The sequence below is a fragment of the Bradyrhizobium sp. 192 genome, assembly GCF_023100965.1.
GTDB lineage: Bacteria > Pseudomonadota > Alphaproteobacteria > Rhizobiales > Xanthobacteraceae > Bradyrhizobium > Bradyrhizobium symbiodeficiens.
In genome coordinates, this window is sequence record NZ_CP064690.1 from 716740 (window position 1) to 732633 (window position 15894).

A 15894-nucleotide genomic window follows, 5' to 3' on the forward strand; every position below is an offset into this window, starting at 1 on the left:
AACAACGATTAAGGCGAGGCTGTCATGAGGCGGGTTGTGGTCACCGGGATGGGCATCGTCTCGTCGATCGGAAACAACACCCAGGAAGTGCTTGCGAGCCTTCACGAGGCGAAGTCGGGCATTTCGCGGGCTGAGAAATATGCCGAGCTCGGCTTTCGTTCCCAGGTGCAGGGCGCGCCGACGCTCGATCCTGCGACGGTGGTCGACCGCCGCGCGATGCGTTTCCTCGGTCAGGGCGCGGCGTGGAATCACGTCGCGATGGAGCAGGCGATCCAGGACTCCGGCCTGTCGCCCGACGAAGTCTCCAACATTCGCACCGGCATCATCATGGGCTCCGGCGGCCCTTCTGCCCGCACCATCGTCGAATCCGCCGACATCACCCGCACCAAGGGACCGAAGCGCGTCGGACCTTTCGCAGTGCCGAAGGCGATGTCGTCCACGGCTTCCGCGACGCTTGCGACCTGGTTCAAGATCAAGGGTGTGAACTATTCGATCTCCTCGGCCTGTGCGACGTCGAACCATTGCGTCGGCAACGCCTATGAGACGATCCAGATCGGCAAGCAGGACGTCATCTTTGCCGGTGGCTGCGAGGAGCTGGACTGGTCGCTCTCCGTGCTGTTCGACGCCATGGGCGCGATGTCCTCGAAGTACAACGACACGCCGGCCACCGCGTCGCGTCCCTACGACGTCAACCGTGACGGCTTCGTCATCGCCGGCGGTGCCGGCGTGCTGGTGCTGGAAGAGCTCGAGCATGCCAAGGCGCGCGGCGCCCGCATCTACGGCGAGATCGTCGGCTACGGCGCGACCTCGGACGGCTACGACATGGTTGCACCCTCAGGCGAAGGCGCCGAGCGCTGCATGCGCATGGCGATGTCGACGGTGAAGACCAAGGTCGACTACATCAATCCGCACGCGACCTCGACGCCGGCCGGCGATCCTCCGGAGATCGACGCGCTCCGCCGCGTGTTCGGAAGTGGCGAGAAGTGCCCGCCGATCTCGGCGACGAAGGCGCTGACCGGCCACTCGCTGGGCGCCACCGGCGTGCAGGAAGCGATCTACTCGCTGTTGATGATGAACAACGGCTTCATCTGCGAGAGCGCCCACATCCAGGAGCTCGATCCCGAGTTCGCCGACATGCCGATCGTGCGCAAGCGCATCGACAACGTCAGGATCGGCACCGTGCTGTCGAACTCGTTCGGCTTCGGCGGCACCAACGCCACGCTGGTATTCAGCCGAATGGACGTGTGACGACATCGTCGACGCGTTCGTGATTTCTCGTCATGGCCGGGCTTGTCCCGGCCATCCACGTCTTAGGCTCTGGCTGCAAAGGGCGTGGATGCCCGGGACAAGCCCGGGCATGACGAACAGCGGAGGGTAAACTCGCAATGGAAGGTCTGATGAAGGGCAAGCGCGGTCTGATCATGGGCATCGCCAATGATCATTCGATCGCCTGGGGCATGGCGAAGACGCTGCATGCGCACGGCGCCGAGCTCGCCTTCACCTTCCAGGGCGAGGCGCTGGGCAAGCGCGTCAAGCCGCTGGCGGAGCAGCTCGGCGTCGATCTGGTGCTGCCCTGCGACGTCGAGGACATCGCCAGCGTCGATGCGACCTTCGACGTGCTCCGCGAAAAATGGGGCAAGCTCGACTTCGTCATCCACGCCATCGGCTTTGCCGACAAGAACGAGCTGAAGGGCCGCTATGCCGACACCAGCCGCGAGAACTTCTCGCGCACCATGGTGATCTCCTGCTTCTCGTTCACGGAGGTGGCCAAGCGCGCCGCCGAGCTGATGACGGAGGGCGGCAGCATGATCACGCTGACCTTCGGCGCCTCCGAGCGCGCAATGCCGAACTACAACGTTATGGGCGTGGCCAAGGCGGCGCTGGAAGCCTCGGTGCGCTATCTCGCCTCCGATTTCGGACCGCGCGGCATCCGCGTCAACGCGATCTCCGCAGGCCCCATCCGGACACTCGCAGGTTCGGGTATCGGCGAGGCGCGCGCGATGTTCGCCTTCATGCAAAAGCACTCGCCGCTCCGCCGCGGCGTCACGCTCGACGAGCTCGGCGGCTCGGCGCTGTACCTGCTGTCGGATCTCTCCGGCGGCGTGACCGGCGAGATCCACTATGTCGATTCCGGCTACAATATCGTCCTGATGCCGCGGCCGGACGATTTGAAGGCCCCGGAATAGGACTTCGTAGAGCGGGCAAAGGAGCGAAAGCGCCGTGCCGACGATCTCTCAACAATTGCAGATCGTGGGCACGGCGAAGGCGCCTTTGCCCACTCTACGAGAGCTGCTTCAACCCGCTGCGATCTTCTCCGCACGCTGGAACGCCGGCCGCGCCATGCAGCGCGCGAGATAGGCATCGAAGGCGGGGCGCGACGGCACCATCTTGAACTGCCGCACCGCGAAATTCAGACCCGAGCCGATCGTGATGTCGGCGGCCGAAAAATCCTCGCCGAGAATCCACGGCCCCTTGGCGAGCGCAGCTTCCAGCACGTCGAACACCTGCGTTGCGCTGCCCCAAGCGGCGGTCGAGGTCGGGATCTCGATCTTGGTGAAGATCTGGATGATGGCGGGTTCGATGCAGCCCGGCGAGAAGAACAGCCATTGCAAATACCGCCCACGGCGCGGATCGGTCGCGGCGGGCGCTAGCTTCGTCTCGGGATAACGGTCGGCAATGTAGGCGCAGATCGCAGCGGCTTCGCCGAGTGCAATCTCGCCATCGGCGATCGCCGGCACCTTACCCATCGGATTGATCTTGAGAAAATCCGGCGCCTTCTGCGCGCCGGTCGAGATGTCGGTCAGCACGCGCTCATAGGCAAGGCCGCTCTCTTCCATCAGCCAGAGTGTCGTGAACGAGCGCGAGCGGGGCGACCAATAGAGCTTGATCATGACGGGGAACCTTCCATCGGCGCGAGGCGGCGAGGCTTATTCATCGCGTGTCTGCTTTGAAATCGCAACGCACTACGGTTGGTCCGATGCAGCGTTCGCTCGTCAACATTTTGGTCGACGCGAATGAGTGCGTGTCAGTCTTGCTTCAGATAGCCGGGAAGCCCCCGATCGAGCCTGTCGGTGATGAGCGCCCGCGTTTTCTCGCGCAGAATCGCGCTGCTCGAAGCGGTCGCGGGCGGGTTGGGAAACTGGTCATTGTCGAGCTTGTTAAGCGGGTCTTCGGTCAGTCGCATACTTGCGGCGAAGTTCGCGCCGAAATTCACAAAGGGGCGCTTGATCTCCTCGTAGCTCCGGCCGTCGATCAGGTTGATCGAGACGTTTGCGAACAAATGTGAATGCCGGATCAGATTTCCGAGCCCTTGATTGAATGTGCCGATGCCGTTCAACATCATGCGGCTGCCCGGCAATTCCCCCTTGTACGTGGTCGCAACCAGATAGCGATCGCAGCTCACGTTCGGCGTGATGCCCCGCACGATCGCTGGCAGGCGTTCGTTGGGATCGGGAATGAATCGCGATTTCGGATTGTAGAAGGGTTCGAAGGCTCCCTTGGGAAAGGCGATCCTGCGAACGCCGGGATCGCCGCCCGTTGCGGCTTTCACTCGCGCGAACACGAGATCGTCGAGACCCCAGTCGATGGGGACTTCGGTCTCCTCGTTCTCGAAAATGGTGAGCCCGAATTTCTGGACGGAGTAGCGCTCTCCGATCACCGAGATCACGCCGAGCTTGCAGGGGCCGCTCTCGACCGCAACCGGCTGCTTCGCCATCGGTTTGGCCTTCGGCGCGGCTTTCTTGGCAGCCGGCCTTGCTGGTGCGGGAGACGCGGAGGTTGCAGGAGGAGTTTGCGCTGATGCGGAAGCCAGAAGGGACAGCAGGACGAGCAATGAGGCAGCAGATCGAAACATGGATTCCAGGGGATCAGAAACAGGAGGCCAACACTAGGCCGGGATCATGACAACCGCAAGCTGTACCCGGTGGTCGTAATCTATCCGATTGGCCGCTGCCGTTTCCACCGATAATACTTCATCACAAACCCGTTCGACGGTTCGACCTCTTCCTTCTCGAACACGAAACCTTCGCGCTCGTACCAGCGCCAGGCTTTCTCGTTCTCGCGGACGCAGCGCAGGTACATCTCGTTGGGCATCTGCGTGCGCGCGAAGGCCAGCAATTTTCGCCCGAGCGACTGCCCCTGATAGGCAGGCCCGACGAACAGCATGTCGAGATAGAGCTTTGGCGGATGCAACGCCAGCATCGCGGCGATCGTGCTGTTGTCGTCGGCGACGTAAAGGGCCCAGCCGTCTTCGATTTCGCGCCGGATGCGGGCGCGCAGGTTTGCCAGCAGGAACTCGCTCGCCTCGCCGAGCCCGGTCGAGACCCAGCTCTCCATCCAGACGCGGCCGACCTCGTCATATTCGTCGGCCCGTGCGGGGCGGATGATCGGATGCGACATCGGTACGTCAAGCCCGCGGGCTGCGCGCGGGTTGACGTGCCCGCACCTTGCCGGCCGACAGGCACACCACCTCGGAAATCTGGAGCAGCTGCCGCGCCAGCGGGCTGGTCTTGCGCCAGACCATGCCGATGGTGCGGGATGGCTCGGGGTCGCGGAAGCGCGCCAGCGAGACCGAGGCCGACCGGGTCTCCACCGGCACGGCCATCTCCGGAATCAGCGTAACGCCGATGCCGGCGCTGACCATCTGGACCAGCGTCGACAGCGAATTCGCGTCCAGCATCTCGCGCGGCGGCGCCGATTGCATGTTGCAGAACGACAGCGCCTGATCGCGGAAGCAGTGCCCCTCTTCGAGCAGCAACAGCCGCATCTCCCGCATCATCTCGCGCGACGGCGCCGGCGTCCCCTCATCCGCGCCCGGCCGCACCAGCAGGAATTTTTCCTCGAACAGGGCAACCTCGGTCAGCGAGGGCTCGGACACCGGCAGCGCCACGATGGCGGTGTCCAGCCGTCCCTCCACCAGCTCCTGGATCAGCCGCGGCGTCATGGTCTCGCGCACACGGATGTCGAGCTCCGGATGCATGCGCGTGAGATTCTTGGTGATGGTGGGCAGCAGATAGGGCGCGATCGTCGGGATCATGCCGATGCGCAGCCGACCGGCAAAGCGGTCCTGCGAGGCGCGGGCGAAATCGCCGAGCTCGTCGACCGAGCGCAGGATGTCGCGGACGCGTGGCGCGAGCTCTTCGCCGAACCGGGTCAGGGCCACCTGCCGGGCGCTCCGCTCCAGCAAGAGGCCGCCCAGCGCGTCCTCCAGTTCCTTGATCTGCATCGACAGGGCTGGCTGCGAGATAGAGCTTGCCTCGGCCGCACGGCCGAAATGGCCGTGGCGCGCCAGCGCATCGAAATACCGGAGCTGGCGCATCGTCACGTTAGCCATCAGAAAATCCTATCGCAGCGATCATTAAAGTCAACTTCCCCTGATGGAATGGGAGGCTTAGAGTGGTTCTACCTGGTCGAAGGTGCGAACTCGCGCCACCAGAGGAGGTATTCATGGACGACACTTCAAAGTGCCCGTTTTCGGGTGGAAAACGCGTGCCGGCGAACCGCGATTGGTGGCCAACCCAGCTCAGCATCGAGATGCTGCACAAGAATTCCGACAAGTCCGACCCCATGGGCAAGGACTTCGACTACGCCAAGGAATTCAAGTCGCTGGACCTCAACGCGGTCATCAAGGACCTGACCGCGCTGATGACGGATTCGAAGGAATGGTGGCCCGCCGACTTCGGTCATTACGGTGGCCTCATGATCCGCATGGCCTGGCACAGTGCGGGCACCTATCGCACCACCGACGGCCGCGGTGGTGCCGGCGCCGGCCAGCAGCGTTTCGCGCCGCTCAATAGCTGGCCCGACAACGCCAATCTCGACAAGGCGCGCCGTCTGCTCTGGCCGATCAAGCAGAAATACGGCCGCAAGATTTCCTGGGCCGATCTGATGGTGCTCGCCGGCAACGTCGCGCTGGAGTCGATGGGCTTCAAGACGTTTGGCTTTGCCGGCGGTCGCGTCGACGTCTGGGAGCCGGAAGAGCTGTATTGGGGCCCCGAAGGCACATGGCTGGGCGATGAGCGCTACAGCGGCGAACGCGAGCTCGCCGAGCCGCTCGGCGCGGTGCAGATGGGCCTCATCTACGTCAACCCGGAAGGTCCGAACGGCAAGCCGGATCCGGTTGCCGCAGCCAAGGACATCCGTGAGACCTTCGCCCGTATGGCGATGAACGACGAAGAAACCGTGGCTCTGATCGCGGGTGGCCACAGCTTCGGCAAGACCCATGGTGCGGGCGATCCCTCGCTGGTCGGGCCTGAGCCGGAGGCGGGCGCTCTGGAAGATCAGGGCCTTGGCTGGAAGAGCAAGCACGCGTCGGGCCACTCGGGCGATGCCATCACCAGCGGTCTCGAAGTAACGTGGACGACCACGCCCACCAAGTGGAGCAACAACTTCTTCGAGAACCTGTTCAACTTCGAATGGGAGCTGACGAAGAGCCCGGGCGGTGCGAACCAGTGGACGGCCAAGGGTGCGGACGCCATCATTCCCGACGCCTTCGACAAGTCGAAGAAGCATCGGCCGACGATGCTGACCACCGACCTCTCGCTGCGCTTCGATCCGGCCTATGAGAAGATCTCGCGGCGCTTCCTGGAGAACCCGGCTCTGTTTGCCGACGCGTTTGCCCGCGCCTGGTTCAAGCTCACCCATCGCGACATGGGCCCGATCCAGCGCTATCTCGGCCCGCTGGTGCCGAAGGAGACGCTGATCTGGCAGGATCCGATCCCGGCGTTGAATCACGAGCTGGCCAGCGATCAGGACATCGCCGCGCTGAAGACCAAGATCCTTGCCTCGGGCCTCTCGGTGTCCGAGCTGGTCTCGGCGGCGTGGGCGTCGGCCTCGACGTTCCGCGGTTCGGACAAGCGCGGCGGCGCCAACGGCGCGCGCATCCGTCTTGCCCCGCAGAAGGATTGGGAGGTGAACGAGCCGGCCCAGCTGTCCAAGGTGCTCGGCAAGCTCGAAGCGATCCAGAAGGACTTCAACGCGTCGTCAGGCGCGAAGAAGGTCTCGCTGGCCGACCTGATCGTGCTCGGCGGCACCGCGGCGGTCGAAAAGGCCGCCAAGGATGCCGGCATCGACGTTAAGGTTGGTTTCACCCCGGGGCGCATGGATGCCTCGCAGGAGCAGACTGACGCTGCGTCGTTTGCTCCGCTGGAGCCGCGCGCTGATGGTTTCCGCAACTTCATCGGCAAGCGGCATCAGTTCATGCATCAGGAAGAAGCCCTGGTCGACCGCGCGCAACTGCTCCGGCTCACCGGCCCGGAGATGACGGTGCTTCTCGGCGGCCTGCGCGTACTCGGTGCCAATGCGAATGGTTCGAAGCACGGCGTCCTCACCGCGAAGGTGGGAACGCTCAGCAACGACTTCTTCGTCAACCTGCTCGACATGAGCACGCAGTGGTCCCCGGCCGGCTCGGACGGCACCTACGAAGGCCGTGACCACAAGACCAATGCGGTCAAGTGGACCGGCACGCGCGTCGACCTGATCTTCGGAGCGCACTCGCAGCTTCGCGCCTACGCCGAGGTCTATGCGACCTCGGACGCCAAGGAGCAGTTCGTCAAGGACTTCGCCAAGGCCTGGACCAAGGTGATGAACCTCGATCGCTACGACATCGTGGCCTGATCCCGATCAGCAAGCGACAGATACAAGGGGCGGCCGAGAGGCCGCCCCTTTCGTGACCTGGATCGTTGTCACACGTCGAGTGTGCCGGCCTTGGCTGCGGCGTAGCGTTCGCCGACGACTTTCCAGTTTACCGTGTTCCACCATGCCTTGAGATAATCGGCGCGACGGTTCTGGTAGTTCAGGTAATAGGCGTGCTCCCAGACGTCGTTGCCGAGCAGCGCGCGCTTGCCGTCCATCATCGGATTGTCCTGGTTGGGGCGGGTCTCGATCGCGAGCTTGCCATCCTTGCCAACCGTCACGAACACCCAGCCGGAGCCGAATACACGTCCGCCGGCAGCGTTGAAGTCGGTCTGGAATTTCTCCATGCCGCCGAGATCTCCGTCGATCGCGGCGAGCACCGCACCTTCCGGCTTGCCGCCATTCGGTCCCATGATCCGCCAGAACATGGTGTGGTTGGCGTGGCCGCCCATGCTGTTGCGGACGCCGGTGCGGATCGCTTCCGGCACGGCGCCGAGATTGCCCAGCACTTCAGCGACCGGTTTTTCCGCGATCTGCGGATTGTCCTTGGCGAAATTGTTCAGGTTGGTGATGAACGCCTGGTGATGGCGGTCGTGATGGATTTCCATCGTCCTGGCATCGATATGCGGTTCCAGCGCGTTCGCCGGATATGCCAGAGGATCGAGCTTGAACGGACCTGCGGGCGCCGCGGCGGCCTGCGCGAACACGAGGCGTGGAGCCGCGGCAGCGGCAACAAGGCCTGTTGCAGCGAACATGAGACGGCGCCGGGATATGGATGACATGTGATTCTCCTGTCTGAGGACGATCCGCTGATCAAGCGTGAGAACAGCTACGCAGCAGCGACCCCCGCCGGTTTCGATCACAGTCATTGTGACGCTGCGGCGGAATCGCGCATTGCTATCTCGATGATGCCCGCCGCAGACAGCCAATAAAAAGGGCGGCCTTTCGGCCGCCCTTCGTGTTTCCGATGGTGCTCAGCGATTACTCGCCGGCCGCTTCACGCGGGGCCTTCTCGCCGTCGCCGACCTTGCCCTCGAGGTCTTCGCCGGTGGTCTGGTCGACGACCTTCATCGACAGGCGGGTCTTGCCGCGGTCGTCGAAGCCGAGCAGCTTGACCTTGACCTTGTCGCCTTCCTTGACGACGTCGGAGGTCTTCTGCACGCGCGCCGAAGCGAGCTGGCTGATGTGGACGAGGCCGTCCTTGGAGCCGAAGAAGTTCACGAAGGCGCCGAACTCCATCACCTTGACGACGGTGCCGTCATAGATCTGGCCGACTTCCGGATCGGAGGCGATCGACTTGATCCACTTGATCGCGGCCTTCATGGCCTCGCCGTCGCTGGACGCAACCTTCACGGTGCCGTCGTCCTCGATGTTGACCTTGGCGCCGGTCTTCTCGACGATCTCGCGGATCACCTTGCCGCCGGTGCCGATCACTTCGCGGATCTTGTCGGTGGCGATCTTGAAGGTCTCGATGCGCGGCGCGTATTCGCCGAGCTCGGCGCGGGCGTTGGTGAGCGCCTTGGACATTTCGCCGAGGATGTGGATGCGCCCATCCTTGGCCTGGCCGAGCGCGACCTTCATGATCTCTTCGGTGATGCCCTCGATCTTGATGTCCATCTGGAGCGAGGTGATGCCTTGCTCCGTGCCGGCGACCTTGAAGTCCATGTCGCCGAGATGATCCTCGTCACCGAGAATGTCCGAGAGAACCGCGAAGCGCTTGTCTTCGAGGATCAGGCCCATCGCGATGCCCGCGGTCGGCCGCTTCAACGGCACGCCCGCATCCATCAGCGCGAGCGAGGCGCCGCAGACCGAAGCCATCGAGGACGAACCGTTCGATTCGGTGATCTCCGACACCACGCGCGTGGTGTAGGGGAATTCGTGATGCGGCGGCAGCACCGGGTGGATCGCGCGCCAGGCGAGCTTGCCGTGGCCGATCTCGCGGCGCTTGGTTCCGCCGAGGCGGCCGGTCTCACCGACCGAATAGGGAGGGAAGTTGTAGTGCAGCAGGAACGTCTCTTTGTACGTTCCGGACAGTGCGTCGATGTACTGCTCGTCCTCGCCGGTGCCGAGCGTGGTCACGACCAGCGCCTGGGTTTCGCCACGGGTGAACAGCGCCGAACCGTGGGCGCGGGGCAGCACGCCGACTTCGGCGACGATGTTGCGGACGGTCTTCGAGTCGCGGCCGTCGATGCGCTTGCCGGTGTCCAGGATGTTCCAGCGAACGATCTTCGCTTCGAGCTCCTTGAACACGCCGGAGATGCGCAGCTTGTCGTATTTCGGCTCCTGCCCTTCGGGGAAGTAATGGGCGATCACCTTTTCCTTGACCTTGCCGACCGCGGCGTAGCGATCCTGCTTGACCGGAATGGCGTAGGCGGCGCGCAGTTCCTGCTCGACGAGGCCGAGCATTTCTTTTTCGAGCGCCGAATTGTCGATGGTGGTGACTTCGCGCGGCTCCTTGGCGGCCTTCTCGGCGAGCTCGATGATCGCGTTGATCACCGGCTGGAAGTGGCGATGACCGAACATCACGGCGCCGAGCATGATGTCTTCGTTCAGCTCCTTGGCTTCCGATTCCACCATCAGCACGGCGTCGGCGGTGCCGGCGACGACGAGGTCGAGCTGGGTGTCCACCATCTCGTCGAGCGTCGGGTTGAGGATGAACTCGTCATTGGCGAAGCCGACGCGTGCTGCGCCGATCGGGCCCTTGAACGGAGCGCCTGACAGGGTCAGCGCGGCCGACGAGGCCACCAGTGCGACGATGTCGGGGTCGTTTTCCATGTCGTGCGAGAGCACGGTGACGATTACCTGGGTCTCATTGCGCCAGCCGTCGACGAACAGCGGACGGATCGGGCGGTCGATCAGGCGGGAGACAAGCGTTTCCTTCTCGGTCGGACGACCCTCGCGCTTGAAATAGCCGCCGGGAATGCGGCCGGCTGCGTAGGTCTTCTCCTGGTAGTCGACGGTCAGCGGCAGGAAGTCGACGCCTTCGCGCGGCGACTTCGCGGCAACGACGGTGGCGAGCACCACGGTCTCGCCATAGGTGGCGACGACGGCGCCGTCGGCCTGGCGGGCGATCTTGCCGGTTTCGAGCTTGAGAGGGCGTCCACCCCAGTCGATCTCGACTGAATGCTTATTGAACATAGAGGTCTTCTTTCATGGGTTCTCGAAAGAAGGACGGGTCGAAAAACAAAAACCATGCGCAAGATTGCGGGACGTTGATCGAAGCGGGCGATCAGCGTCCTGCGATCCTGCCATGGTTTTTGGATTTCGGATGGCGTCCATCCCTTCGGGTCATACGGGCGCCTTGCCCGTTGTGCCCAGCCGCCGGATTGCTGCTGGACTGTCAGTCGGCACGAACGCGAACACCGAAGCGCGGTGTTCGCCCATCATGCCCCGGATGCTCGCCGTCAACGGCTCGCATCCGACGCGCACGCAGCCTCGACGAAAAACCTTTGAACAAACGCTTTCGTTCGAAATCACGCGCGAAAACGCGCGCCGTTTGGCGCGCGCAGGAACTCTTAACGACGAATGTTGTGCTTCTCGAGCAGCGACTTGTACCGCGCCTCATCCTTCTTCTTCACATAGTCGAGGAGCGAGCGGCGGGTCGAGACCAGCTTCAAGAGGCCGCGACGCGAATGGTTGTCCTTCACGTGGGTCTTGAAATGGTTGGTGAGGTTGGCGATGCGTTCCGACAGGATCGCGACCTGAACCTCCGGCGAGCCGGTGTCGCCGGCCTTGTTGGCGTTCGTCTTGATGACTTCCGCTTTGCGTTCTGCGGCAATCGACATCGTCAATTTCTCTCGTTGCGACCGGAGCTGGCAGTCAGGCCGGTCAGGTTGAACACACGCTTGGGGATGATTTCGCCGTTGCCGACTTCAGCAAGCGCGAGAAGACGGCCTGCCACCGTGACATAGACTGTGCCGCTACTTGTGGGCGCATCCCGTCCGCGCAACAAAACGGCCTGGCCCCGATGGAGCCTTGCCGCATCAGCCCGAGTGACGGCCAGTGCCGGGATGTCGTCCAGCGCGGTCTCAACGGGCATAAGCGCGTCCGCGAGGCTACCCTCGCCGGACGCGGCTCTATCGCACAAAGCCTCCAGCTGATCCAGCGGAATCATGTCGTTTTCGCCAAATGGGCCGACCAGGGTCCGCCTGAGCGCGCAGATATGGCCGTAAGTGCCGAGAATCCGGCCCATATCGCGGGCCAGTGCCCGGACATAGGTGCCCTTGCCGCATTCGGCCTCGAACACGGCGTGGTCGTTATCCGGTTGATCCACAAGGGTTAAATGGTGAATCTCGACCGGGCGGGCCGCCAATTCCACGATTTCGCCATCGCGGGCGAGGTCATAGGCGCGTTCGCCCTGGATCTTGATCGCGGAATAACGCGGCGGAATCTGCTCGATCACCCCTGTGAAGCGGGGCAACAGGGCCAGGATGGCCTCGCGGGTCGGACGCTGGTCGGAGGTCGCGGTCACCCGGCCCTCGATGTCGTCTGTGTCGCGCTCCTCGCCCCAGCACACCGTGAACTGGTAGCGCTTGCGGCCGTCCATGACGAAGGGAACGGTCTTGGTGGCTTCCCCGAGCGCGATCGGCAGCCCGCCCGAGGCGAGTGGATCGAGCGTGCCGGCGTGTCCGGCGCGCTTGGCGTTGAACAGGCGCTTGAGCACCGCAACCGCTTGGGTCGAGGTCATGCCGATCGGCTTGTCGAGCACGACCCAGCCATGGACGTCGCGCCGGTCGCGGCGGACCTGGTTGCCCTTCTGCCTGGTGTTGGCGCGCGGATCGTTGTTGACGCGGCGCGGCTCCTGATGCGGCTGCGAATCGCCGCCCAGGCCCGCAAAATTATCGTCCGCCAGATTATTCTTCTGCACGTCGCGCTGATCGGCCTGTTCGCCGCTGATCGTGTCGTGAGCCGGGTCCATCGTCATCGTTCTTCTTCCCGATCCGTGTCCGGATCCTGTTCCAGATCCTTCTGCACCGCAGGTGTTCTCAAAAGCTTCTCGATCCGTTCCGCTTCATCGAATCGTTCGTCGACGCGGAAGCGAAGGTCAGGTGCAAATTTCAGGTTAACGCGCCGCGCGATCTCGCCGCGCACGAATTTCTTGTTGCGCTCGAGCGCAGCGATGACGACCTCGGTGTCGCGGCCACCGAGCGGCATCACATAGACTGTCGCGAGCTTCAGGTCGGGTGACATCCGCACCTCCGGCACGGTGATGATGTGACCTTCAAGATCCGCATCATGCACGTTGCCTTGCGCCAGAATCTCGGCCATCGCGTGGCGAACCTGTTCGCCGACGCGCAGCTGCCGCTGCGAGCCTCCGCCTGGCGCGGAACTCTTCTTCTGATGATGGCGTGGCATGGTTGGAAATCACCTCGTCATGCCCGTGTTTGGGACACGGGCATTGTCATTTGTCCTGTTGAAACGAAGAGGGGTGGATGGCCGGAAAAATCCGGCCATCGCACTCCCGCAATTTCAGCTCAAAAAGATCCGGACGCTTCGGTAAGATTTGGACTTACAGGGAGCGCTGGATCGTCTCTACGCGGTAACACTCGATCACGTCACCGGCACGCATGTCGTGGTAGTTCTCGAAGGCCATGCCGCATTCCTGACCGGACTGGACTTCCTTCACTTCGTCCTTGAAGCGCTTCAGCGTCGACAGCTTGCCTTCGTGCACGACGACGTTGTCGCGGATCAGGCGCACATTGGCGCCGCGTTCCACGGTGCCGTCGGTGACGCGGCAGCCAGCGACCTTGCCGACCTTGGAGATGTTGAAGATCTCCAGGATCGCGGCATTGCCGAGCATGGTTTCGCGCAAGGTCGGCGCGAGCAGACCGCTCATCGCCTTCTTCACGTCGTCCACGAGGTCGTAGATGATGTTGTAGTAGCGGATCTCGATGCCGTTGCGCTTGGCGGCCGCAGCGGCCTCCTTGTTGGCACGAACCGAGAAGCCGATGATCGCGGCGTTGAAACCTTCCGCCAGCGTCACGTCGGATTCCGAGATGCCGCCGACGCCGGCATGCAGGATGCGGGCGGCGACTTCGTCGGTGCCGAGCTTCTCCAGCGAGCCGAGGATCGCTTCCAGCGAGCCCTGCACGTCGGCCTTGATGATCAGCGGGAATTCCTTGCGGCCCGCCGTCTTCAATTGCGACATCATCTGCTCGAGCGAGCCGCGCATGCCGGAGATCGAGGCAGCCGCGTTCTCGCGCTTCTGGTGCGCACGGTAGCTCGTGACCTGGCGGGCGCGGGCTTCGTTCTCGACCACGGCGAGACGATCGCCGGCTTCCGGCGGACCGTTGAAGCCGAGCACTTCGACCGGCACCGACGGACCTGCTTCCTGGACGGTCTCGCCCTGATCCGAGATCAGCGCGCGCACGCGGCCCATCTCGGCGCCGGCGACGATAATGTCGCCGACCCGGAGCGTGCCGCGCTGGACCAACACGGTCGCGACCGGACCGCGGCCGCGGTCGAGCTTGGCTTCGATCACGGTGCCCTCGGCCGGCCGTTCCGAATTGGTCTTGAGGTCGAGGATATCGGCCTGGAGCGCGATCATCTCGAGCAGCTTGTCGAGATTGGTCTTGTTCTTGGCGGACACTTCGACGTCGACGACGTCGCCGCCGAACGATTCGACCTGCACCTCGTGCTGGAGCAGCTCGGTGCGCACGCGCTCGGGTTTGGCATCGGGCTTGTCGATCTTGTTGATGGCAACGATGATCGGCACCCGCGCCGCCTTGGCGTGGTTGATGGCTTCGATCGTCTGCGGCATGACGCCATCATCGGCCGCGACCACCAGCACGACGATGTCGGTGACCTTGGCGCCGCGGGCGCGCATCGCGGTGAACGCGGCGTGGCCGGGCGTGTCGATGAAGGTGATCTTCTTGCCGCTTTCGGGCGACAGCACCTGATAGGCGCCGATATGCTGGGTGATGCCGCCGGCTTCGCCGGAGACGACGTTGGCATGACGGAGCGCGTCGAGCAGCGAGGTCTTGCCGTGATCGACGTGGCCCATCACGGTCACCACAGGCGAACGGGTCTCGGTGTCGGTCGAATCGTCGGTGGCGTCGAACAGGCCTTCTTCAACGTCGGACGCGGCAACGCGCTTGACGGTGTGGCCGAGCTCTTCGGCGATCAGCTGCGCGGTGTCGGCGTCGATCACGTCGGTGATCTTGTGGATCGCGCCCTGCTTCATCAGCATGCGGATGATTTCCACCGCGCGCTCGGACATGCGGTTGGCGAGTTCCTGGATCGTGATCGCTTCCGGAATGACCACTTCGCGGATCAGTTTTTCCTTCGGCTCGTTCGCGGCATGGCCCTTCAGGCGCTGGGTGCGGCGGCGGAACGAGGCGATCGAGCGCTCGCGCACGTCGTCGGCATTGAATGCGGTGACGACGGTCAGGCGGCCGCGCTCCTTCTGCGGGCCGGGCTTGTGGGTGGGCTTGGGGGCTACAACGGGACGCGCGGCGCCGCCGGGACCGCGGCGGATCTGGCGAGGACCATCGTCCTCGTCCGGGCCGGCAGCAACCGCGGGCGCGCGGCCCAACGGGCCACCTGCCGGTCTCGCTGTGGTCGCTCCGGGACGCGCGGTCGATGTTCCCGGGCGTGCCGTGGTGGTGCCGGGGCGCGCGGCGGGGGCGCCGGGACGCGGCGCCGGAGCTGCGGGGGGGCGGCGGGGCGCGGCGCGGATGCCGGCTGCTCGCCTTCGCCAAAACGCTTCTTGGCCTCGGTCTCTGCCTTGCGCTTGGCTTCGTCCTCGTGACGGTGACGCTCTTCCTCGGCCTTGCGGCGGGATTCGGCCGCTTCGCGCTCGATGCGTTCAGCGGCTTCGCGAACAGCGCGGCGCTGGGCCTCTTCCTCGGCCTGGCGGCGCTCTTCGACTTCGCGCACCTTGGCGTCGGCCAGCGCGCTGGCGCGGGCGGAACGTTCGTCCTCGGTCAGCGTGCGCAGCACCACGCCGGATCCGGCGTTGCGCGGCGGCGCCGGGCGCGACGGAGCGGGCGTCGGAGTTGGCGCGACCGGTGCCGGCTTCGCGACAACCGTGGGAGCCTGCGGTTCGGCACTGCCGTCGATGCGGCGCTTGCCGCGCTTCTCGACCACGACCTGCTTGCTGCGGCCGTGGCTGAAGCTCTGGCGGACAGTGCCCGTTTCGACGCGCGGCTTGAGCGATAGCGTCTTGCTCGGAACGCTCAGCTTTTTGTCGTCAGGGGTCTTGGTATCAACCATTCAGCAGTCCTAATCCTGATTTATCAGTGTTGTGCGTTGCCGCACCGT

12 protein-coding genes and 1 pseudogene are annotated in these 15894 nt (G+C 64.1%); 3 read left to right on the forward strand and 10 right to left on the reverse strand.

What is annotated here, in order from left to right; genetic code table 11:
* Window positions 1-24 precede the first annotated feature (24 nt).
* Window positions 25-1248 (forward strand): beta-ketoacyl-ACP synthase I, encoded by a 1224-nt coding sequence (fabB, locus tag IVB24_RS03385; protein ID WP_247772044.1) that lies wholly within the window; start codon window positions 25-27, stop codon window positions 1246-1248.
* A 137-nt stretch (window positions 1249-1385) separates the two neighbouring features.
* Entirely contained in the window at window positions 1386-2186 is an 801-nt protein-coding gene (gene fabI / locus IVB24_RS03390) for an enoyl-ACP reductase FabI (RefSeq protein WP_166476603.1), read from the forward strand.
* A 108-nt stretch (window positions 2187-2294) separates the two neighbouring features.
* On the opposite strand, the gene IVB24_RS03395 is transcribed toward fabI, so the two are convergent.
* From IVB24_RS03395 to IVB24_RS03410, 4 genes are all read right to left on the reverse strand, one after another.
* Window positions 2295-2891: a glutathione S-transferase family protein gene (locus IVB24_RS03395; protein ID WP_094976098.1), complete on the reverse strand. Its 597-nt coding sequence runs from the start codon at window positions 2889-2891 to the stop codon at window positions 2295-2297.
* Window positions 2892-3025: 134 nt separating this feature from the next.
* Window positions 3026-3715 (reverse strand): hypothetical protein, encoded by a 690-nt coding sequence (locus tag IVB24_RS03400; RefSeq protein WP_247772045.1) that lies wholly within the window; start codon window positions 3713-3715, stop codon window positions 3026-3028.
* A gap of 218 nt (window positions 3716-3933) precedes the next feature.
* Window positions 3934-4398 carry a GNAT family N-acetyltransferase gene (locus tag IVB24_RS03405; RefSeq protein WP_247772046.1) on the reverse strand — a complete coding sequence of 155 codons (465 nt, stop codon included), beginning with the start codon at window positions 4396-4398 and terminating at the stop codon, window positions 3934-3936.
* Between the two features lie 7 nt (window positions 4399-4405).
* Complete coding sequence (locus IVB24_RS03410; protein ID WP_094976101.1) at window positions 4406-5332, reverse strand: hydrogen peroxide-inducible genes activator; 927 nt, start codon at window positions 5330-5332, stop codon at window positions 4406-4408.
* A gap of 113 nt (window positions 5333-5445) precedes the next feature.
* Between IVB24_RS03410 and katG the strand changes: the two genes are divergently transcribed.
* Window positions 5446-7614: a catalase/peroxidase HPI gene (katG, locus tag IVB24_RS03415; protein WP_247772047.1), complete on the forward strand. Its 2169-nt coding sequence runs from the start codon at window positions 5446-5448 to the stop codon at window positions 7612-7614.
* Between the two features lie 68 nt (window positions 7615-7682).
* Here katG and IVB24_RS03420 read toward each other — a convergent pair whose 3' ends face one another.
* From IVB24_RS03420 to infB, 6 genes and pseudogenes are all read right to left on the reverse strand, one after another.
* Window positions 7683-8414, reverse strand: coding sequence for a superoxide dismutase (locus IVB24_RS03420; RefSeq protein WP_247772048.1), 732 nt, complete (start codon window positions 8412-8414; stop codon window positions 7683-7685).
* A gap of 199 nt (window positions 8415-8613) precedes the next feature.
* Window positions 8614-10770 carry a polyribonucleotide nucleotidyltransferase gene (gene pnp / locus IVB24_RS03425; protein WP_247772049.1) on the reverse strand — a complete coding sequence of 719 codons (2157 nt, stop codon included), beginning with the start codon at window positions 10768-10770 and terminating at the stop codon, window positions 8614-8616.
* A 377-nt stretch (window positions 10771-11147) separates the two neighbouring features.
* Window positions 11148-11417, reverse strand: a complete 270-nt coding sequence (gene rpsO, locus IVB24_RS03430) for a 30S ribosomal protein S15 (RefSeq protein WP_094976105.1) — start codon at window positions 11415-11417, stop codon at window positions 11148-11150.
* Between the two features lie 2 nt (window positions 11418-11419).
* Window positions 11420-12556 (reverse strand): tRNA pseudouridine(55) synthase TruB, encoded by a 1137-nt coding sequence (gene truB, locus IVB24_RS03435; RefSeq protein WP_166476600.1) that lies wholly within the window; start codon window positions 12554-12556, stop codon window positions 11420-11422.
* A complete protein-coding gene (gene rbfA / locus IVB24_RS03440) occupies window positions 12553-12987 on the reverse strand; it encodes a 30S ribosome-binding factor RbfA (protein ID WP_094976106.1) in 435 nt (144 codons plus the stop codon). The genes truB and rbfA overlap by 4 nt, the downstream gene beginning before the upstream one ends.
* A gap of 154 nt (window positions 12988-13141) precedes the next feature.
* Window positions 13142-15846: pseudogene (infB, locus tag IVB24_RS03445) on the reverse strand (translation initiation factor IF-2).
* Window positions 15847-15894 lie beyond the last annotated feature (48 nt).

Coding starts and splice junctions, on each gene's coding strand:
- fabB (WP_247772044.1), top strand. CDS start 25: ATGAGGCGGGTTGTGGTCACCGGGATGGGCATCGTCTCGTCGATCGGA.
- fabI (WP_166476603.1), top strand. CDS start 1,386: ATGGAAGGTCTGATGAAGGGCAAGCGCGGTCTGATCATGGGCATCGCC.
- IVB24_RS03395 (WP_094976098.1), bottom strand. CDS start 2,891: ATGATCAAGCTCTATTGGTCGCCCCGCTCGCGCTCGTTCACGACACTC.
- IVB24_RS03400 (WP_247772045.1), bottom strand. CDS start 3,715: ATGGCGAAGCAGCCGGTTGCGGTCGAGAGCGGCCCCTGCAAGCTCGGC.
- IVB24_RS03405 (WP_247772046.1), bottom strand. CDS start 4,398: ATGTCGCATCCGATCATCCGCCCCGCACGGGCCGACGAATATGACGAG.
- IVB24_RS03410 (WP_094976101.1), bottom strand. CDS start 5,332: ATGGCTAACGTGACGATGCGCCAGCTCCGGTATTTCGATGCGCTGGCG.
- katG (WP_247772047.1), top strand. CDS start 5,446: ATGGACGACACTTCAAAGTGCCCGTTTTCGGGTGGAAAACGCGTGCCG.
- IVB24_RS03420 (WP_247772048.1), bottom strand. CDS start 8,414: ATGTCATCCATATCCCGGCGCCGTCTCATGTTCGCTGCAACAGGCCTT.
- pnp (WP_247772049.1), bottom strand. CDS start 10,770: ATGTTCAATAAGCATTCAGTCGAGATCGACTGGGGTGGACGCCCTCTC.
- rpsO (WP_094976105.1), bottom strand. CDS start 11,417: ATGTCGATTGCCGCAGAACGCAAAGCGGAAGTCATCAAGACGAACGCC.
- truB (WP_166476600.1), bottom strand. CDS start 12,556: ATGACGATGGACCCGGCTCACGACACGATCAGCGGCGAACAGGCCGAT.
- rbfA (WP_094976106.1), bottom strand. CDS start 12,987: ATGCCACGCCATCATCAGAAGAAGAGTTCCGCGCCAGGCGGAGGCTCG.